This is a genomic window from Methylophilus sp. DMC18 (assembly GCF_056314005.1).
Genome location: NZ_JBQUZE010000004.1, coordinates 148,260 through 167,795, shown reverse-complemented (window position 1 = coordinate 167,795; position 19,536 = coordinate 148,260). Strand labels below are relative to the sequence as shown.

The following is a 19,536-nucleotide window of genomic DNA, read 5'->3' as shown; positions in this document are numbered from 1 at the left end:
CAAGGAGCAAACCATGAAAAAACTGGCATTTATCAAACGCAGTAACGGCAACCACTGGGTCGGTGACGGCTTTCCGGTACAAAGCATTTTTTCTTACCGCGATATCGCCAGTGATATTTCACCCTTTTTGCTGATGGATTATGCAGGCCCCACTAGCTTTGAGCCAACAGCACATAGACGAGGCGTCGGCCAACACCCGCACCGTGGCTTTGAGACGGTCACCATCGTCTACGATGGCCAGGTCTCGCACCATGATTCCACCAACGCGGGCGGCACCATCGGCCCGGGGGAAGTCCAGTGGATGACTGCAGGCTCAGGCATTATTCACGAGGAGTATCACGGCGATGACTATGCCCGCACAGGCGGTCCGTTTGAAATGATCCAGTTATGGGTCAACCTGCCTGCCAAGGACAAAATGACCGCGCCAGGCTATCAAGGCATTACCCATGCCCAGATTCCTGAGGTCACTCTGCCGCAAGAGGCAGGCAAGGTACGTGTCATTGCCGGTGAATATGACGGCAACCCAGGCCCGGCAAAGACCTTCACGCCAATGAACGTGTGGGATGTACGCCTCAACGCCGGGACACGCACTACCTTCACCTTGCCTGAGGGGCACACGACGGCGATTTTTGTGTTGCATGGCGCAGTGAAAACCGGTGAAGTGCATACCATCCGCCCTAGTGAGCTGGCCGTGATGCAGCGTGAAGGGACTGAACTGGTATTGCAGGCCCAGCAAGACACCACGTTGCTATTGCTCAATGGTGAGCCGCTCAATGAGCCGGTGATCGGGCATGGTCCTTTTGTCATGAATAGCTGGGAGGAAATCGACCAGGCCATTAATGACTACAACCAGGGCCGTTTTGCCACGGCTTAAGGGCCAGGCATCTTGATCACATAAAACAGCAGGCACCGCCGTCAACCAGCAGTACAGACGGCGGTAACCCAGCCAACCACATCTCGAGAGGATTACATTATGAAAAATACACCCTACACCCGTCTGGACCGTGACAACGCTGCCGTATTGTTGGTAGACCACCAAGCTGGCTTATTATCACTGGTACGCGATATCGAGCCAGACCGCTTTAAAAACAATGTGCTTGCATTGGCCGATGCCGCCAAATTTTTTAACCTGCCCACCATCCTAACCACCAGCTTTGAAACCGGCCCCAACGGCCCGCTTATGCCAGAGCTCAAGACACTGTTCCCCGATGCGCCCTACATCGCTCGCCCCGGCCAGATTAATGCCTGGGATAACCCGGACTTTGTACAGGCCATCAAGGCGACAGGTAAAAAGCAGCTCATTATTGCTGGCGTCGTCACCGAGGTTTGTGTCGCGTTTGTCGCACTCTCAGCCATTGAAGCCGGTTTTGAAGTATTTGTAGTCGCCGATGCCTCAGGCACTTTTAACGCCCTCACCCGCGATGCCGCCTGGCAACGCATGCAAGCCGCCGGGGTACACATGATGACCTGGTTTGGCGTGGCCTGTGAACTGCAGCGCGACTGGCGCCACGATATTGAAGGCCTGGGTGCCCTTTGTGCCAACCATATTCCAGATTACCGCAACTTGATGACGTCTTACCATGCTTTGTCTGCCGCCAACCCTTAAGGCTTTGCAAGCGTAAAGAATCCCGGTTTAAGGATTTTTTTAGCCTAAATGCGTTCAAAAGTTTATGACTGGCAACCCGTGGCATAAAGCGCTTCCTACAGTCGCTTAAGCCTGAACCGGATGCCCTACCGCCAGTTACCCGCGTAATCTGCAATTGTCGCGTTTGAAAATGAAGGTTGAATGAATTTTCGACTTCAGTTTGATAACCAGACAATACGGCAGCCATAACGGCTGCCGTTTGCACTCACGCAAAAGGAGGTGTGACATGCCCAGAGGTTCCAGCCCGAAACGGGAACGTGAATATGAAAAACTCAAAGAGGAATTTAAAAAGGATCACCGCTATCCTGGCCGCGAAGAAGAAGTCGCTGCACGTATTGTGAATAAACAACGCAAAGAAGCCGGTGAGACCAAAGAGTAATATCAGAGTGGGCGGTACCCCGCCCTCTAGAAATCGATGTGCTTGGCACTGATCCGATAAACCCAATTGCAAAAGGGGGTTGTGATGCAGCAAACAGATCAATTTGTAGTCTCGCCCCTAAATTACCAGCCCGATTACGAGGTGGTAGCCACCACCGAACGCACCTGCCAGCAGCACCTGCAGCAAACTCTGCACAAGCTCTCAGAAATCAGCAGCCAGGCCGCCACCCATGCTGCACGCAGTGTGCACCTGAAAAGCCACGGCCTGCTCACAGCCGAAATGCAAATCTATGACCAACTGCCGCCTGCCTATGCACAAGGCCTGTTTGCACGCCCGCAAACCCTGCCGCTGATTATGCGCTTTTCCACTGTCCCTGGTGACATCCTGCACGACAAACCCGGTACGCCCCGCAGCCTCGCGCTGAAGGTGGTAGGTGTAGAAGGCGAGCGCCTGCCAGGCAGTGAAGACGCCATCACGCAAAATTTTTTATTTGTAAACGGCGCCAGTTTTTTATCCTCCAGCGTGCAGGTGTTTTTAAACAACCTCAAACACTTAGCGTGTTCGCCCAACACCAGTACAGAATTCCGGCATTTCCTCGCGCAATTGTTCCGTTCTACCGCACATTTGGTCGAGTCGCTCAAATATGGCCAGCAATCGCAGCTTAACCACCTCTACCAGTCGCAAGAAACCAACTTGCTCGGTGAAACCTACATCAGCCAGGACCCGATCATGTATGGTGACTACATGGCTAAAATCGCGGTTGTCCCCATCGCCCCCGACCTCATCGCCCTCAGCAACAAACCCATAGACCTGTTCGCCTCAGACGGCCTCAGAAAATCCATCGTCGATTTTTTTATCAAGCGCACCGCCGTTTGGGAGCTACGCGTACAACTCTGCACCGATCTCCAAACCATGCCCATCGAAGACGCCACCATCATCTGGCCAGAAGAGCGCTCCCCTTATATCCCAGTCGCCCGCATCACCGCCAAACCCCAAATTGCCTGGAGCCCTTACCGTTCAAGGCTAATCGATGACGGCATGCTGTTCTCTCCCTGGCAAGGTCTGGCCTCGCACCGGCCGTTAGGCTCAGTCACCCGCCTCAGAAAAATGAACTACGAAATGGCAAAAAATCTGCATGCACTGCAGGAAAATGGCCGCATCTGCGAGCCAAAACATCTGGATGATTTGTGTTGATCAAGCATCAGCGATCGCTAATGCTTAAAAGTGCAGCTTTTAATTCAGCAGGTTCAATATCCCTGACCAAACGCGCCACTTCCACACCCGCTTTCATAAAAATGAGCGTCGGCCATAGTTTCACGTGAAACGACCGCCCCAACCTGCGGCCTTTACCATCTTCAATTTTAAGGTGGCGGATATGCGGGAACTGGATGAGTTCAGCGCTGATTGTAGATTGCGCCGCCTTGCAGTAGCTGCACCAACTGGCGCCAAACTCTAGTAGCGTGGCACCTATGAGGGCATTGATCTCTTCGCGGGTAGGTTCTGTATTTTCCATTTAATCATCCTCGTAAGTGCATCATGGGCATTAAGCATCATTGATACAAAACAAACACTCCCTGAAATCTTGAGGTGACTTTGGCTTCGCTGACCATTTGAGCCATGACTATAATTTTCGCCCTGCCCTTTTCCTGATAAGTCTTTTTAAAACTGTCCCAATCATCCGCTGATTGAAAACTCGCTACACATTCAAAGTCTGTTTTCACTGGCAATAGATAATCAATCTCTTGCCGCTTGATGACCAGGCTGCCTTTAAGCCCGGCTTGTTCAATTTTGGACTGCACCAGTGCCCAGGCCGTGGTAATCGAAATAGCAGCGATGCTGCCACCAAACACGATATCGAGGTGGTTTTTGTTGGGCAAAAAATCGCCGTGGGCGGTGAGTTGGTGTTCATTCATCCTGGCAATGTGTATCCCCAGGTTTTTAGTTTGGGGAATGCGTTGAAACAAGGTTTCTTCAAAATTTTGTTCGCGTTGGCTCATTTTGCTTCCTATGCATAATGCGATTTCAGTTAACTGGTTTTTTGCAGTAAACGACACCCTTCAAACAACTCTGCCACCCACTCGATAAATGCCCGCACTTTGGATGAGAGGTGCCGATTTTGTGGATAGAGTGCGTTAATCGGCAAACTCCCGGCCGGAAAATCGGCCAAGACCTTTTCTAATTTACCCTCAGTTAAATACCCTTGCACCATGAATGCGGGCAGCTGGCTGATACCTAACCCTGCCAGCGCAGCGGCGACGATGGCGTCACCATTGTTGATGGCGAGTTTACGCATGGCGGGGATTTCTTGCTCGGTGCCTGCATGCGTGAGCATAAAGGGGCGGATTTTGCCGGTTTTGGAGGAAAAAAAGTGTACGCCCTGGTGGTGTTGCAACGCCTCAGGGTACATAGGCCTGCCATAAGTGTTGAGGTATTGCGGGGCGGCGACCAGTAAAAACTGCATGGTGCCTACGCGCCTGGCAACCAGGCTGGCGTCTTGAGGATTGCCGACGCGGATCACGCAATCGACGCCCTCCTCCAGTAAATCAATTGGCCTGTCGTCACAGCCGATCTCCAGCTGGATCTCGGGATAGCGTTTAAAAAACTCGGCCAGGGCAGGAATAATCACTAACCGGCCTAAAGGCGTGGGCACGTCTACGCGCAAGCGGCCTTTTGCGCTGGCGGTGGACTGCGTGAGTGCGGCTTCGGTTTCTTCGAGCTCGTTTAAAAGCCGAATGGCGCGCTCGTAATAGGCAGCGCCATCCGTAGTCACGCTGATGCGTCTGGTAGTCCGGTGCAACAGTTTGACGCGCAAGCGTTTTTCCAGCGCCAGCACCTGGGCCGAGACCGTGGTTTTGGGCAGGTTGAGTGACATGGCGGCTTTGGTGAAGCTCTCGAGCTCGACCACCCTAGTAAAGGCCAACATGGTGTCAAAACGGTCCATATCCATCCTTGTTTGACTTGATTGTGCAATAAATTAGCACAGTGATTGCATTTTTAGGTGATTTATCTGGGTTTTTTATTTATTTATAGTGGTCACCAGTTTTAAACCACTTTATTAATTGAGGAGTATCAAGATGAGCAAGAAACTGGAAGGAAAAGTCGCTGTAGTCACTGGGGCCTCTAAAGGCATAGGGGCAGAAATTGCCAAACGCTTTGCCCGCGAGGGTGCAGCGGTGGTGGTGAATTATTTATCGAGCAAGGCTGGGGCTGACAAAGTAGTGGCCGAGATTACACAAGCGGGTGGCAAGGCGGTAGCGGTGGGCGGCAATGTCAGTGAGGTGGCTGATGCACACGCGCTGGTAGACGCAGCGATCACTCACTTTGGTAAGCTGGATATTTTGGTCAATAACTCCGGGGTGTATGAATTTGCCACCCTAGAAGAAATCACGCCTGACCATTTTCACAAGCAATTCAACATTAATGTGCTGGGCCTGTTGCTGACCTCGCAAGCCGCGGTCAAACACTTGCCTGAGGGCGGCAGCATTATCAATATTGGTTCGGTAGTGAGCCGTTTAACCCCCCCTGCGAGTGCCGTGTATACCGGCACCAAGGGCGCAGTGGATGCCATCACCGGCGTGCTGGCCAGAGAGTTGGGCCCACGCAAGATTCGCGTCAACGCCTTGAACCCTGGCCTGGTGGAAACAGAAGGCACGCATACCGCCGGGGTGATCGGTTCAGAAATGGAGTCCGCTTATGTGGCACAGACGCCACTGGGGCGCAGTGGGCAACCGAATGATATTGCCTCTGTCGCAGTGTTTCTGGCCTCTGAAGATGCTTATTGGCTGACTGGTGAGCAATTGCTGGTGGGGGGCGGTTTGCGCTAGTGGATGCCCAAATGCAGGCACGCAGCGCAGTGCCTGCATTAGCGTTTGCATCAACCCTACACCATGTGGACCACTACCTTTGAATATGCCGCCAGCGGCCACAGTATCAAGCTGCAGGTGTTTGGCCGCCACCACCGCCAAAAGCGAGGGCCAGCACTGCTGTATTTTCATGATGGCCTGTTTAATCAGGGCCAGATTGAGAGCGCGCATGCACTGGCTGAAGCCCTCTCAGACAGCTGTGTCGTGGTATGTGTAGATTATCCGCTGGCGCCGCGTGTGCAGTTTCCACAGAGTATAGAAGTCGCCTACCAGGCCTTGCAGTGGCTCAGTGAACATGCAAAAGTATTAGGGGCAAATGCGAAGCTGCTATTTGTAGGTGGCGAGCGCGCTGGCGGCAATCTGGCAGCCGTCACCGCCCTGCTTTACAGAGACCGCGGGCTGCGTGCACCTGCCCAACTGCAAGGGCAAGTCTTGATTAACCCCATGCTGGATGCCTTGCAAACCTCGCCGTCGCTCGCTCGCCTGACCGAGAGTCCCTGCCGGGCGGCATGGGCTGACTATGCGCCCTGCCCCAGTTTGGCCTGGCATCCTTATGTTTCGCCTGTCCAGTCGTGCCGACTGGCGGGGCTGGTTAATGCGCTCATCATTAGCGAACAAGGCCATCCGCTTGTGGATGAAGCAGCAGCCTATGCGAAAAAATTATTATTGGTGGGCGGGCAAGTACAACACTGGTGTGTAAGCGAGAAAGGTTGGGCGCAACATGCGCCGCTGATCCGGCAGTGGATGACTCTCTAAAAGGCAAAGGCCGTCTTAAACGGCGTTATGCGTAGGAGAGCTCATCCCAAGCCGAGGGGTCGTTAGCCGTGAGCGGTTCATCAAAGCTGTTTTGATGAAAGCGCTGCATTTTGTCTTGAACAGACAGGGTGAGCTCAAACTTGCTGACACCAGGCAGGCGGCGGAAAGGGCCGGAGGGGTCAAACGAGCGATAATGCAGGCTGATGAAAATGTCGGGGGAGACTTCCAGGTCAAAGCGCTGGGCGTAGGCAAAATCACTGGAGACATCGGTTTGGTTAAAGCCAAACGCGAGGGCATCGCGGCTGACGTTAAACCATTCTTTTTCATGGCAGGCTAAGTCAATCGAAAAACTTAATACATCAAAAATCTGATCAGCAAATTCTTTAGGCGTCTGCATAGCGGTTAATTCTTTAAAATGGCGTTTATGAATGGCTGATAGACACTTTAAACAAGCGTTTGTCAGTAATATATTGGTAGCAATCTGATAGTCATGTCAGATTTATCTGGCAAAGCATTTTTAGCAGCCGTTATTTCAATCTTTATTTCTCTTAAGGGCATCATGCATTCCACTTCTGACTTTCTGGTGCAAGCGGCCATTTACCTGTCTTTCGCCATTATTCTGGTGCCATTGTTCAAACGGCTCGGCCTGGGTTCGGTGCTGGGTTATCTGATTGCTGGGATTTTGCTGGGCCCTTATGCCTTGAAGTTGATTGCCGACCCGGAGCAAGTGCTGCACTTTGCCGAGTTTGGCGTGGTATTGATGTTGTTTTTAATTGGTCTGGAGCTGGAATCGCAAAAAGTATGGGAGTTGCGCAAGCTGTTGTTTGGCCTGGGTGGCTTGCAGGTAACACTGACCATCGCCGTGGTTGGCAACATCGCCTACTTAATGCACTTTTCATGGCAGGAGGCGCTGATTATCGGCATGGGCGTGGCGATGTCATCGACCGCCATTGGATTGACAGCGCTGATTGAGAAAAAGCAGTTACACACGCCGGGCGGACAAGCGGCCTTTGCCACTCTGCTGTTTCAGGATTTATCAGTGATCCCGCTGTTTATGATCCTGGCCTTGATTGCCCCGCATCACGCAAGCACCGGGTTTGATGTGATGGCGGTAGGCAAGGCCATTGCCGTGATTGTTGCCATTATTTTTGCCAGCCGCACGCTGTTGCCCCCGGTCATGCGCGTGATTGCCCAAACCGGCTTGCGCGAAATGTTTGTCGCTTTTTCATTGTTACTGGTGATCGGGGTCTCCCTGGCCATGCAATCGGTCGGCTTGTCGATGGCCCTCGGTACCTTTCTGGCGGGCGTGTTGCTCGCAGGCTCTGAATACCGTTATGAACTCAGGCTGGACATTGAACCAGTCAAGGGTCTGCTGTTAGGGCTGTTTTTCATTTCGGTCGGCATGACCGTCGATATCTCACTGGTCACACAACAGCCTGGATTGATTTTTGGCTTTGCCCTGCTCATTGTGGCGATCAAAATGGTCGTATTGATGGGCCTGGGTCAGGTCTTCAACTACTCGTTGCGCGACAAACTGTTATTGGGCCTGTCTATTTCGCAAATTGGCGAGTTTGCGTTTGTGATTTTTGGCTTGGCGTTAAGCCAGGAATCCTTGTCTCGTGACAGCTATAACACCCTCAATGCCATCGTCGCCGTGTCTATGCTCATCACCCCGCTGCTGCTGTTATTGTATGACCGCTTTTTAACCCTGCAATGCGGAGAACGTCCACGCGATGCCATCCCTGAAAATAATAACGTCATCATTGCCGGTTTTGGCCGCTTTGGCCAGATTGTTGGCCGTGTACTGTTAGCCAAAGGCATCAGCGCCACCCTGATTGATAACGACCCCAACCAGGTTGATTTAACCCGCCAGTTTGGCTGGCGATGCTACTACGGTGATGCGTCACGACTGGATGTGCTTGAAGAAGCTGGCATAGGCTCGGCCAAATTGCTAGTCATTGCTTTGAATGACACCCATGCCACACTAGAAATGGCCCGCCTGGTCAAGGAGCGCTGGCCACAGGTTAACATTGTGGTCAGGGCCAGAAGCCGGACCGATGCGTTTGATTTGCGCGAGCTGGATTTGCAACCCATCCGCGAAACGTTTTACTCCTCACTCGAAGCCGCCAGACAAGCCTTATTGGTCATTGGTGAAACAGCCACAGCAGCAAATCGAATCATCCAGCAATTTGAAAAACATGATGTAGAACAACTGGAAACCACGCTCAAAATCCGCCATGACAGAAAAGCCTTGTCGACCGTCATGGCGCAAGGGCGTGAGGATCTTAAAGCCCTGCTTGAATCAGAAAGCAGTCTGATAGATAAAACCTAAGCTTAAAACTGGCGGCTTTACTGCAGCGTTTCATAAATTTATGACAAATAAAAAAGGCTCCCTCAGGAGCCTTTTTAGTGAAACACTGATGCGCTTAAATATCCAGTGAACTGACACTTAAGGCGTTGCTTTCGATAAAGGCGCGGCGCGGTTCCACGTTATCACCCATCAAGGTAGTGAAGATTTCATCGGCACCGATGGCATCTTCAATCTGTACTTTGAGCAAGCGACGTACGGTCGGATCCATGGTTGTTTCCCACAGTTGTTCCGGGTTCATTTCGCCCAGACCTTTATACCGCTGAATATTCAGGTTATGTTTGGCTTCGCCTAGCAACCAGTCTAACGCCTGTTTAAAGGTGCTGACTTTTTGCTCTTTTTCACCGCGCTTGATCATGGCGCCTTCACCCAGCAGGTTATTCACCATTTGTGAAGTGCGGTTGATCTGGCGGTAATCGCCGCTGCCTACAAACTCGGCATCAATGACGCAACTTTGCAGGTTACCGTGCACGTATTTGTTCACTTCCAGACGATAGGCGCTGGTCTCTGTATCTTGTGACACAATCACTTCTGAGCCGACTGCACCGAGGATAGGACGCAGTTTTTCTGCCACATTGTTAGCGGCGGCCTCCGTGCTCAGGTCAACCTCGCCCACATCCTGAATGGCGCGCAAAACGCTTTCGTCATACAGATTAGCAATGCGGCGGATTACAGCTTCGGTCAGCACCATTTGTTTGGCGATGCTGGTCAAGGCTTCATCTTTCAGAATCTCGCCGCCCTCTTTGGTCACCAGTATGGCATCGCGCAAGGCTGAATTAAGCAGGTATTCATCGAGCTCATGCTCATCTTTGAGGTAACGCTCATCACGGCCTTGTTTGACTTTGTATAGCGGTGGCTGTGCGATGTAGATATGGCCATTTTCAACCAGCTCTGGCATCTGGCGATAGAAGAATGTCAGTAACAAGGTACGGATGTGCGCACCATCAACGTCCGCATCGGTCATGATGATGATGCGGTGATAGCGCAATTTTTCCAGGTTAAAGTCATCTTTACCAATGCCGGTGCCCATGGCCGTAATCAGTGTGGCAATTTCGGCAGAGCCCAGCAATTTGTCAAAACGTGCTTTTTCCACGTTTAAAATCTTACCCTTGAGTGGCAAAATGGCTTGGAATTTACGGTCACGGCCTTGTTTGGCAGAACCACCCGCAGAGTCCCCCTCGACCAGATAGAGTTCGCAGAGCGCCGGATTTTTTTCCTGGCAATCAGCCAGTTTGCCTGGCAGGCCCATGGTGTCCATTACGCCTTTACGGCGGGTGATTTCACGGGCTTTACGGGCTGCTTCGCGCGCGCGCGCAGCTTCGACAATCTTGCCACATACGATTTTGGCATCAATCGGGTTTTCTTCTAGAAACTCAGCCAGTTTAGCGGACACAATTTCGGAGACCACTGGTTGCACTTCACTGGACACCAGTTTGTCTTTGGTTTGTGAACTGAACTTTGGATCTGGCACTTTGACCGAAAGCACACAAGTAATGCCTTCACGCATATCGTCACCGGTGGTTTCGACCTTGGCTTTTTTAGCAAACTCGTTTTGCTCGATATACTGGTTCAGCGTCCGTGTCATGGCGGTGCGCAAACCGGTCAAATGGGTGCCACCATCACGTTGCGGAATATTGTTGGTGAAACATTGCACGGTTTCTGAGTAGCTGTCATTCCACTGCATGGCTACTTCTATCGTGATGTTGTCTTTCTCACCAATGGCATAAAACACTTTAGGGTGCAAAACCGTTTTGCTGCGGTTCATGTACTCCACAAACCCTTTTACACCACCACTGAAGGCAAAGTTTTCTGACTTGCCGGTACGTTGATCAATTAATTCAATCTTGACGCCGTTGTTCAAGAAGGACAATTCGCGAATACGCTTGGCCAGGATTTCAAAGTGATATTCAACCAGCACAAACGTGTCTACAGAAGCCAGAAAATGTACTTCTGTCCCGGTTTTATCTGTGGTTCCAGTCACGGCCAATGGCGCTTGCGGTACGCCACGATGGAATTCCATCTGATGTACCTTACCTTTACGGTAAATCTTGAGTTTTAACCAGTCTGACAGCGCATTAACGACAGACACACCCACACCGTGCAGACCACCAGAGACCTTGTAAGAGTTTTGGTCAAACTTGCCGCCGGCATGCAACTCGGTCATCACGATTTCAGCCGCGGAGCGTTTGGGCTCATGTTTATCGTCATCTTTGACATCGGTCGGAATGCCGCGACCGTTATCAGAAATACTGATGGAGTTATCCGGGTGGATAATCACTTTAATATCGTCACAATGCCCGGCTAGTGCTTCGTCAATGGCGTTATCCAGCACTTCGAATACCATGTGGTGCAAACCAGAACCGTCTGACGTGTCACCGATGTACATGCCAGGACGCTTACGTACAGCGTCCAAACCTTCCAAAATCTTGATACTGTCTGAGTTATATTCTTGTGGCTGTGCCATAACAAAAGTTTCTTTAATTGAGAGTTAAAAGACCATCACCCTAATATTAGCCGTGTTTCACGTGAAACACGGCTACCAGCATTATATGCGCATTGGCATCACAACATATTTATAGTTGGCATCGCTGCTTGCGGTGATCAGGCAACTGCTGTTGGCGTCTGCGAACGCAAATTGAATTTGTTCATCACTCAGATTATTGAGCACATCAATCAGGTAAGTGACATTAAAACCAATATCCAGTGCGGCATTGCTGTAGTCGATATCGAGTTCTTCTTCTGCTTCTTCTTGCTCGGTGTTGGTGCTAATCAGTTTGAGCTGATTATTGGTGATGACCATGCGGATACTGCGATATTTTTCATTCGACAGAATAGACGCACGTTGCAAGGCGCTCAGGATTTGTGTGCGATTGACCAGAAAAGTATTTTGATGACCATTGGGAATGACACGGTTGTAATCCGGAAACTTGCCATCAATCACTTTGCTGATCAGTTGGATATCACCAAATTCAAAGCTGACCTGTCCGTTCAAGACTTCAATCACGACAGGCGAATCTGACTGCTCATCCAGCAACTTCGTCAATTCCAGCACTGTTTTACGCGGCAAGATCACTTCTGTTTTTTCAAAGCTTTGCGCCAGGGTGGTATTGGTATAGCTTAAACGGTGTCCATCTGTGCCCACCACGTGCAACTGGTTGCCGTTTACTTCCAGCAATAAGCCATTCAAGTAATAGCGGATATCTTGTTGCGCCATGGCAAATTCTACTTGCTTGAGCAAGCGTTTGAACTCTGATTGCGCCAGACTGAAACTGATGTTTTGGCCACTGGCTTTGCTCATCAAAGGATAATCTGCTGCAGGCAGTGTTTGCAGGTTAAAACGGCTCTTGCCTGCTTTCAGTGTAATGCGATTATCCTGATTATTCATTTCTATCGTGGTGCTGTCAGGCAATGAACGGCAGATATCCAGCAGTTTTTTTGCTGAAATCGTTGTACTCAATTCGCCTTCAATGCCGCCATGTACTTTCAGAGAAATCTGCATTTCGAGGTCGGTGGCGGTCAAATGCATTTCATCCTGTTTGATATTAACCAACAGGTTAGAAAGGATAGGTAATGTATGCCGACGCTCTACGATGCCAGTCACACTATTGAGTGGTTTAAGCAAAACCTCACGGTTAATTTTGATTTGCATGGCCTGACCTAATTAATAACTTTATTTCAATATATAAAAGATAAGAATAATAGTAATGTTACGTTTTTTTGTGGGTAAGTCTAAAAATATAAATAATTCAATGACTTATCCGAATATTGCCTTGTGCATAAATTGCGGTTTAAACCTGCATCGTTTGTGGCTGATATTGTAAACTGATTTTATTCAGTCTATACGCAATATTTAAGCACACGTCATTCTCAACTTATCCACAGCATGACTTGCTTGTTTTAATCCCTGATCACTTGTGTGAGTAAACCAATATCACGTGCCAGCGTCTGGTCATTCAAGCGTAATTGTTCAATTTCTTCGCAGGCATGCATCACTGTTGTGTGGTGACGTCCGCCAAAAGCCTCCCCAATCTCTGGAAAGCTATGATTGGTAAGCTCACGCGCCAAAGACATGGCCACCTGGCGCGGCCTGGCGACATTGCGTGAGCGTTTTTTGCTAAACATATCGCTGACTTTGATTTTGTAATAGTCAGCGACTGTCTTTTGAATGTTTTCGATGGTGATCTGGCGGCCGCGCACGGCAATCAGGTCTCGTAGTGCGTCTTTGGCCAGATGCACATCAATGGCATGACCGGTAAAGTTAGCCATGGCAATAATACGATTCAAGGCGCCTTCAAGTTCTCGCACGCTAGAGCGTATCTGTTTGGCGACAAAAAAGGCTACATCTTCATGCAGATCTATATTCAGGTTTTCAGCCTTTTTTCGCAGAATGGCTACCCGCATTTCCAGCTCTGGTGGCTCCACCGCGACGGTAAGCCCCCAGCTGAAGCGGGTACGTAGCCGTTCATCCATGTCGGCGATTTCTTTAGGATAGGTATCGCAAGTGATGACGATTTGTTTTTTTTCTTCGATCAGCGTATTAAACGCATAGAAGAACTCTTCCTGGGTGCGTGTTTTTTTGGCGAAAAACTGAATATCATCAATCAGCAGTAGATCCAGCGAATGATAAAGTTGTTTGAATTCATCAAACGCCTTGTTTTCATAAGCTTTTACCACATCGGAGACATAACGTTCTGCGTGCAGGTAACGGATATTCGCTTCTGGTTTAATTTTCTTTAATTCGTTGCCGATGGCTTGTAGCAAATGTGTTTTGCCTAAGCCGACACCGCCATAAATAAACAGTGGGTTATATGCTTGGCCAGGATTGCCTGCCACCTGTATTGCCGCAGCGCGTGCCAGCTGGTTTGCACGGCCAGTGACATAGTTATCAAACAAGAAGCTGTCATTGAGCCCACTACTCTTCTCGTTTTTAACCGGTTTTGCGCTTGCTCGTGGAATGGGGGGCCGATTTGGTTTGGTGACGGTTTTTGTCGGTGCTGTTGCAATGGCGGCTTCAACCGGGTTTTCGCTCACACTGACTGCCTTGTTAACAACGGTGGGTGCTGCCGGTGCCAAGGATTCACTACTGTCGACAATCAGTTCAAGAATGGCTGTTGGAGAGAGCTCGGTCGCGATCGTCTCTATGCGTGAAAAAAACTTGCTTTTGACCCATTGCATGACAAATTTGTTGGGCGCAACAATTTGCACGGATTCCCCATTGATGCGTGCTTTCAGGGGTTTGATCCAGGTGTTGTATTGTTGTGCTGACAGCTCTTGCTCGAACTTTAACAAACAATAGGCCCAAAAATTTTCCATTGCTCCAGTGCTTTTTTAAAAGTAATTGCAACACATTGATCGCGAAGACGGATCAGCGTGTTGAATATTTATTCGTTATAATTGCCAGGAAAGAGTGGCAGAAGAAGTGGTCTTGTCTTGGTTGTTGTCATGACCATCTGTTGAGTATTCTAAACGTTTTAAGGCGAGTTATCCACAGCCCGCCATCATAAAAAATTAAAAAAAATCATTGACATAAACTCTGAATTTGATGTTTAATTAAGGGTTTTTGAAATCGGCAAATATTGAGCGTAATAATCAAGCTTGCCGGATTAGAGTTTAATTGCCATTTTTGGCTGGAGTTTAATAATGAAACGTACCTATCAACCATCTAAAACCCGTCGTGCACGTACCCATGGCTTTCTGGTACGTATGAAAACCAAAGGTGGCCGCGCAGTGATTGCTGCTCGTCGCGCTAAAGGTCGTAAACGTTTGGGTCTGTAATCCCTGACGATGCATTGCAGATACTCAATGCATGACATTGTATAAGCTAAAAAAAACGGATGAATTTTCATCCGTTTTTAGTTTCAGGAAGCGGTTTTACGGTGAATGGTTATTTGCCAATATCAAACCAAATGAGCTTTCACATCACCGCTACGGTTTGGTTGTTTCAAAAAAAGTGTCCAAACTGGCGGTCAGACGTAATTACATGAAACGGGTGTTGCGAGAAGTCCTGCGTGCTCACCCAGCAATGGCGCCTGTTTGTTTTGATGTGGTAGTGCAAGTGCGTAAGCCGTTCAAACAAGGTGAATTTGCTCAAGTGCGTCAAGATGTAGAGACTTTGCTACGCCGTTTAAGCAAATCCGTGCATGTGCATGCTTCCTGATGAATCCTTGCCGATGAAGACGTTGTTGATATTCTTGATCAAGTGTTACCAATGGGGACTCAGTCCCTGGTTGGGAAGACAATGTCGTTTTCACCCTACCTGTTCACACTATGCCATTGAGGCCTTGCAACGCTATGGTGCGTGGCGTGGGAGTGTGTTAGCCTTACGCCGCATCGGTCGTTGTCATCCCTGGCATCCAGGTGGTGTAGACCCCCTACCCTGACTTTTAAACGAAATCTTATGGATACTCGCCGTCTAATTCTGTTCGTGATTTTTTCTTTTTCCATCATGTTGCTGTGGGATGCCTGGCAACAAGACCATTCACCACAACCAACTGCCGAGCAAGTGGCACAAGCGCTGCCTGTAACTGCTGATAAACCGCAGGTAGATGGCTTTCATTTAAACAAAGGCACACGTATCGCCGTCACAACTGATCGTTATGCGGCGGTGATTGACACTGCCGGCGGTGATTTGCGTCAATTATCCTTGTTAGAACATAAAGCAGATAATGGCGCTGGTCCTTATGAGTTGATGAGTGATAGCAGTAAAGACAAATTATATGTTGCGCAAACCGGCCTCAAGGGTGAAGGCTTGCCTACGCATTATGAAAACTTTACCGCTGAGGCTAGCAGCTACCAAATGCAAGCGGATCAACAAACGTTGGATATCCGTTTAACTGCCCCGGAGAAGAATGGAATTGCAGTAGACAAGATTTACCGCTTTCATCGTGGTGAATATGTCATTGATGTGTTGTATGAAATTAAGAATAACAGCGAAAAAGCCATTTCGCCTTCGGTGTATTACCAAATCATTCACGATAATGAATCCAATCAGGGTTCTAAAATGATGCCAACCTTTACTGGCGGCGCTTATTTCACCGAAGCAGACAAATACAACAAGGTGAAATTTGATGAAATGGCCAAAAAGGATGTTTCTATCAATGCTAAAGATGGTTGGATTGGCTTGGTTCAACATTACTTTGTCAGCGCCTGGATTCCGCAATCAAAAGCTGAACGCAAGTTTTACACGACAAAACTCAGTGAGCATGACTTCTCGATTGGTACCATTTTGCCTGTAGGCGAAATTGCACCAGGGACAAGTAAAACAGTAGACGCGAAACTATTCAGCGGACCGCAAGTTCAGCAAGCCTTGGAAGCGACGGCGCCTGGTTTGGAATATGTGGTCGATTATGGCATTTTGACCGTGATTGCTAAACCTTTAATGTGGTTGTTGAGTCATATCCACGATCTGGTGAAAAACTGGGGTGTGTCGATTATTGTGCTGACCATCCTCATCAAAGCAGCTTTCTTTAAGCTGTCAGCTTCTGGCTACCGCAATATGGCGCATTTGCGCGAAATTGCCCCACGTATGCAAGCACTTAAAGACAAGTTTGGCGACGACAAGCAAAAGCTGCAGCAAGCCATGATGGAAATGTATCGCACCGAAAAAATTAACCCGATGGGTGGTTGCTTGCCCATATTGGTACAAATCCCGGTGTTTATTTCCTTGTATTGGGTCTTGTTGGGCTCTGTAGAATTACGGCATGCCCCATTTTTTGGCTGGATACAGGATCTTTCCGCCACCGATCCCTATTTTGTGTTGCCCATATTGATGGGTGCCACCATGATTATCCAAACCTTCTTGAATCCACCACCTACTGATCCGATTCAAGCCAAAGTGATGAAGATTATGCCTGTGTTGTTCAGCGTATTCTTCTTCTTCTTTCCTGCTGGCTTGGTGTTGTACTGGCTGGTCAACAATATCCTGTCTATCTGGCAACAATGGGCGATTAATCGCATGATCCACGCCGAAGCGCTGGCGAAAAAAGGACATGGCAAATAATCTTCCGATTGCCAACGATACCATTGCCGCGATTGCAACCGCCCCCGGTGCAGGCGGCATTGGCGTCGTCCGGGTCTCCGGCCCGTTAGCAGCCAGTATTGCTGCTCAAATTCTCGGGCACTGCCCTCCCCCGCGTCACGCAGCGTATCTTTCTTTTCTACAAGCCGACGGTGTATTGATAGATCGTGGCATTGCGATTTATTTCCCCAATCCTCATTCGTATACAGGTGAAGATGTGCTTGAGCTACAGGCACATGGCGGGACTGCGTTGATGCAAATCTTGCTTGCGCGTTGCATCGAATGCGGTGCACGCCACGCCGTGGCCGGCGAGTTTACACAACGCGCATATTTGAATGACAAACTGGATCTCGCCCAAGCTGAAGCAGTGGCTGATCTGATCAATGCCTCGACTGAGGAAGCAGCCCGCAGTGCAGTTAGATCGTTGTCTGGTGAGTTTTCTAATGCCGTACAGGACTTATTGCATCAATTGATTGATTTGCGCATGTATGTCGAGGCTTGCCTGGACTTTCCTGAGGAAGAGATTGATTTCATCACGCAAGGGCGAGTGTTGGAAAAGCTTCAACAAAATCAGGGCACCTTGCAAAGAATTTTCCACCAGGCAAAACAGGGTGCTTTGCTGCGCGAAGGCATGAACGTGGTGTTGATTGGGCAGCCCAATGTTGGCAAATCCAGTTTATTAAATGCCTTATCTGGTGAAGAGGTGGCGATTGTGACACCGATAGCTGGTACGACACGTGATACCATCAAAAACGTCATTCAAATTCAGGGTGTGCCTCTGTATATCATTGATACTGCAGGTTTGCGTGAGACCGAAGATACCGTGGAGCAATTTGGCATAGCCCGGACCTGGAAAGCGATTGCAAGTGCGCATGTGGCCTTGTTACTTGTGGATAGTCAGCATGGCATTGGTGCATTTGAAAAGTCCATTCTTGAAAAGTTACCGAGTCAGGTCAAAAAAGTTTGGGTGCATAACAAGATAGATGTTTCACGTGAAACATCGCGCACTGATGTTATTGATCATGAGCAGCACGTGTTTTTATCAGCCAAGACAGGTCTAGGTATTCCTTTGTTGCAAAAAACTTTGCTGGAGATGATTGGTTATCAACCTGGCGGAGAAGGTGTGTTTATGGCAAGGGCTAGACACTTGCAGGCGTTGCAAGCCGTATCAGAGCACTTAAGTCATGCAGTGAGTCAAATGCATGCTGCTGAGCTCATTGCAGAAGAATTACGTTGTGCGCAAGAGGCGTTGGGTAGCATCACTGGCGAGTTTACGCCGGATGATTTGCTTGGGGAAATATTCAGTCGTTTTTGTATAGGTAAATAAAAACCCGCATCAGCGGGTTTTTTTTCGGGGGAACGGTGTGTTTTTTTGGTCAAACCGTTCTTCAATACTGCATACGCGTTTACACCCTGTAATCATCGCCCAGATCAGGTTATCACGATTGATGATGCTTTCAAAAATCACACCGAAGACATGGACCACCACCACACCCAGCCATGTCCAGGTCACATAGTGATGTAAGGTTTTGGCCATTTCATCATCAATAAAGTCCCAGCCATTGTTATAAACAATGCAGCCGGAACCTACCGTCAGGATGCCTAGGCCCAGCATCGCATAAATTGCTATCGCACCTGTAGGGTTGTGGCCGATATAGTGCTTGGCTGTTCCATGGATAAGCTTGTAGAGATGCTTCAGCGCCCACACAGGGTTCAGCGGGAAGCTATGAAAGTTGGCATAACCTGTGGAAATAATGCCCCAGATAATGCGCGCCACGATCAGAGTGCCGGCCACATAACCCGCATAAGCATGATGTAGCCGATCCCACATCGAGTCGTGCGTATAAAAGGCATAAGCAAACGCCGCGACCAGTGACCAATGGAAGATCCGTATAAACGGATCCCATACGTAACGTAGCATTGAATTATTTGCTAGGTTTTGTTTCGGTTAACAGATAAGCGATAAAGTTTGCCTTTTCTGAAGGTGAGCAGTCTGCACCCAAAATATCATTGCAGTGCTTGGTGAACTCTTCTTCTACTTTATCAATATCGGTAAAGCGCTTGGTATTCACGCGTGGTGCCAGTGGAGGGATTTCTTTGCCAGTGACGATGTTCTTGCCAACGTTAGCAGGGTTGTTAGTGTGGCAAGAGGCACATGCCGCTTCTTTACCACTAGGTGTTTTGAATTTGCGGTTAAAGAAAATTTTACCATCAGTAATAGAGGGGGCCTCGTACATGGAGTTTGCAGAGTGTGCAATGTTGGTATATTTGTATACCAGTTTTTCGGCATTGGTGACATCAGCCAATGCGTGCGCAGAAAAAAGAACCCCGAATACAGCAATGATTGTTTTGATTTTCATGGTAATAGCTCCTTGGTTGTTTTAGGAAAAATTCTATTCTTGTTATGTTAAGCAAATATGGCCTGCTTGTTATTGATTTGTATTAAACCGTAAATACATTGTATTAAATCATAGTTTAGGTGTAACAATGCAGTGATTTAAATGACCA

The 19,536-nt window shown here is 49.0% G+C and carries 21 protein-coding genes; 12 read left to right on the top strand and 9 right to left on the bottom strand.

Going from position 1 to position 19,536, the window contains the following annotated elements; translation table 11 throughout:
• Positions 1-13 precede the first annotated feature (13 nt).
• From ACT53G_RS10755 to ACT53G_RS10740, 4 genes are all read left to right on the top strand, one after another.
• Positions 14-874 (top strand): pirin family protein, encoded by an 861-nt coding sequence (locus ACT53G_RS10755; protein WP_313984601.1) that lies wholly within the window; start codon positions 14-16, stop codon positions 872-874.
• A gap of 99 nt (positions 875-973) precedes the next feature.
• On the top strand, positions 974-1,606 hold the full coding sequence (gene ycaC, locus ACT53G_RS10750; protein ID WP_313984604.1) for an isochorismate family cysteine hydrolase YcaC: 633 nt from the start codon (positions 974-976) through the stop codon (positions 1,604-1,606).
• Positions 1,607-1,871: 265 nt separating this feature from the next.
• Complete coding sequence (locus ACT53G_RS10745) at positions 1,872-2,024, top strand: hypothetical protein (RefSeq protein ID WP_313984608.1); 153 nt, start codon at positions 1,872-1,874, stop codon at positions 2,022-2,024.
• Between the two features lie 84 nt (positions 2,025-2,108).
• Positions 2,109-3,218, top strand: a complete 1,110-nt coding sequence (locus tag ACT53G_RS10740; RefSeq protein WP_476169393.1) for a catalase family protein — start codon at positions 2,109-2,111, stop codon at positions 3,216-3,218.
• A gap of 7 nt (positions 3,219-3,225) precedes the next feature.
• On the opposite strand, the gene ACT53G_RS10735 is transcribed toward ACT53G_RS10740, so the two are convergent.
• The 3 genes from ACT53G_RS10735 to ACT53G_RS10725 are packed head-to-tail and all read right to left on the bottom strand — an operon-like array spanning position 3,226 to position 4,965.
• Positions 3,226-3,537, bottom strand: coding sequence for a thioredoxin family protein (locus ACT53G_RS10735; RefSeq protein WP_476169392.1), 312 nt, complete (start codon positions 3,535-3,537; stop codon positions 3,226-3,228).
• Between the two features lie 37 nt (positions 3,538-3,574).
• A complete protein-coding gene (locus tag ACT53G_RS10730; RefSeq protein WP_476169391.1) occupies positions 3,575-4,021 on the bottom strand; it encodes a YiiD C-terminal domain-containing protein in 447 nt (148 codons plus the stop codon).
• Positions 4,022-4,050: 29 nt separating this feature from the next.
• The gene (locus tag ACT53G_RS10725; RefSeq protein ID WP_379073933.1) at positions 4,051-4,965 is read right to left on the bottom strand and encodes a LysR family transcriptional regulator; all 915 of its coding nucleotides are present in this window, start codon (positions 4,963-4,965) and stop codon (positions 4,051-4,053) included.
• Positions 4,966-5,098: 133 nt separating this feature from the next.
• On the opposite strand from ACT53G_RS10725, the gene ACT53G_RS10720 reads away from it, so the two are divergent.
• A complete protein-coding gene (locus ACT53G_RS10720) occupies positions 5,099-5,848 on the top strand; it encodes a glucose 1-dehydrogenase (RefSeq protein WP_379073931.1) in 750 nt (249 codons plus the stop codon).
• Between the two features lie 63 nt (positions 5,849-5,911).
• A complete protein-coding gene (locus ACT53G_RS10715; protein ID WP_476169390.1) occupies positions 5,912-6,643 on the top strand; it encodes an alpha/beta hydrolase fold domain-containing protein in 732 nt (243 codons plus the stop codon).
• Positions 6,644-6,668: 25 nt separating this feature from the next.
• Here the strand turns inward: ACT53G_RS10715 and ACT53G_RS10710 are convergent, their stop codons facing one another.
• On the bottom strand, positions 6,669-7,040 hold the full coding sequence (locus ACT53G_RS10710; RefSeq protein ID WP_194749653.1) for a hypothetical protein: 372 nt from the start codon (positions 7,038-7,040) through the stop codon (positions 6,669-6,671).
• 162 nt (positions 7,041-7,202) lie between these two features.
• On the opposite strand from ACT53G_RS10710, the gene ACT53G_RS10705 reads away from it, so the two are divergent.
• A complete protein-coding gene (locus ACT53G_RS10705; RefSeq protein ID WP_476169389.1) occupies positions 7,203-8,975 on the top strand; it encodes a monovalent cation:proton antiporter-2 (CPA2) family protein in 1,773 nt (590 codons plus the stop codon).
• A 94-nt stretch (positions 8,976-9,069) separates the two neighbouring features.
• Here the strand turns inward: ACT53G_RS10705 and gyrB are convergent, their stop codons facing one another.
• The 3 genes from gyrB to dnaA all read right to left on the bottom strand — a co-directional run bounded on the left by gyrB (position 9,070) and on the right by dnaA (position 14,324).
• Positions 9,070-11,475: a DNA topoisomerase (ATP-hydrolyzing) subunit B gene (gene gyrB, locus ACT53G_RS10700; protein ID WP_194749655.1), complete on the bottom strand. Its 2,406-nt coding sequence runs from the start codon at positions 11,473-11,475 to the stop codon at positions 9,070-9,072.
• 81 nt (positions 11,476-11,556) lie between these two features.
• Positions 11,557-12,660, bottom strand: coding sequence for a DNA polymerase III subunit beta (gene dnaN / locus ACT53G_RS10695; RefSeq protein WP_194749656.1), 1,104 nt, complete (start codon positions 12,658-12,660; stop codon positions 11,557-11,559).
• Positions 12,661-12,908: 248 nt separating this feature from the next.
• Positions 12,909-14,324: a chromosomal replication initiator protein DnaA gene (gene dnaA / locus ACT53G_RS10690; RefSeq protein ID WP_476169388.1), complete on the bottom strand. Its 1,416-nt coding sequence runs from the start codon at positions 14,322-14,324 to the stop codon at positions 12,909-12,911.
• 327 nt (positions 14,325-14,651) lie between these two features.
• Between dnaA and rpmH the strand changes: the two genes are divergently transcribed.
• From rpmH to mnmE, 5 genes are read left to right on the top strand one after another with little or no spacing between them, the layout of a single operon-like run.
• A complete protein-coding gene (rpmH, locus tag ACT53G_RS10685) occupies positions 14,652-14,786 on the top strand; it encodes a 50S ribosomal protein L34 (protein WP_018987191.1) in 135 nt (44 codons plus the stop codon).
• A gap of 31 nt (positions 14,787-14,817) precedes the next feature.
• Positions 14,818-15,168 carry a ribonuclease P protein component gene (gene rnpA / locus ACT53G_RS10680; RefSeq protein WP_275357492.1) on the top strand — a complete coding sequence of 117 codons (351 nt, stop codon included), beginning with the start codon at positions 14,818-14,820 and terminating at the stop codon, positions 15,166-15,168.
• A complete protein-coding gene (gene yidD, locus ACT53G_RS10675) occupies positions 15,152-15,391 on the top strand; it encodes a membrane protein insertion efficiency factor YidD (protein ID WP_379073918.1) in 240 nt (79 codons plus the stop codon). The genes rnpA and yidD overlap by 17 nt, the downstream gene beginning before the upstream one ends.
• A 17-nt stretch (positions 15,392-15,408) precedes the next feature.
• Complete coding sequence (yidC, locus tag ACT53G_RS10670; RefSeq protein ID WP_476169387.1) at positions 15,409-17,010, top strand: membrane protein insertase YidC; 1,602 nt, start codon at positions 15,409-15,411, stop codon at positions 17,008-17,010.
• Positions 17,000-18,355, top strand: a complete 1,356-nt coding sequence (gene mnmE, locus ACT53G_RS10665; RefSeq protein WP_476169386.1) for a tRNA uridine-5-carboxymethylaminomethyl(34) synthesis GTPase MnmE — start codon at positions 17,000-17,002, stop codon at positions 18,353-18,355. The genes yidC and mnmE overlap by 11 nt, the downstream gene beginning before the upstream one ends.
• A 9-nt stretch (positions 18,356-18,364) precedes the next feature.
• On the opposite strand, the gene ACT53G_RS10660 is transcribed toward mnmE, so the two are convergent.
• Together ACT53G_RS10660 and cycA are read right to left on the bottom strand one after the other, a co-directional pair.
• Entirely contained in the window at positions 18,365-18,949 is a 585-nt protein-coding gene (locus ACT53G_RS10660) for a cytochrome b/b6 domain-containing protein (RefSeq protein ID WP_194749661.1), read from the bottom strand.
• Positions 18,950-18,953: 4 nt separating this feature from the next.
• Entirely contained in the window at positions 18,954-19,388 is a 435-nt protein-coding gene (cycA, locus tag ACT53G_RS10655) for a cytochrome c'' (RefSeq protein WP_194749662.1), read from the bottom strand.
• Positions 19,389-19,536 lie beyond the last annotated feature (148 nt).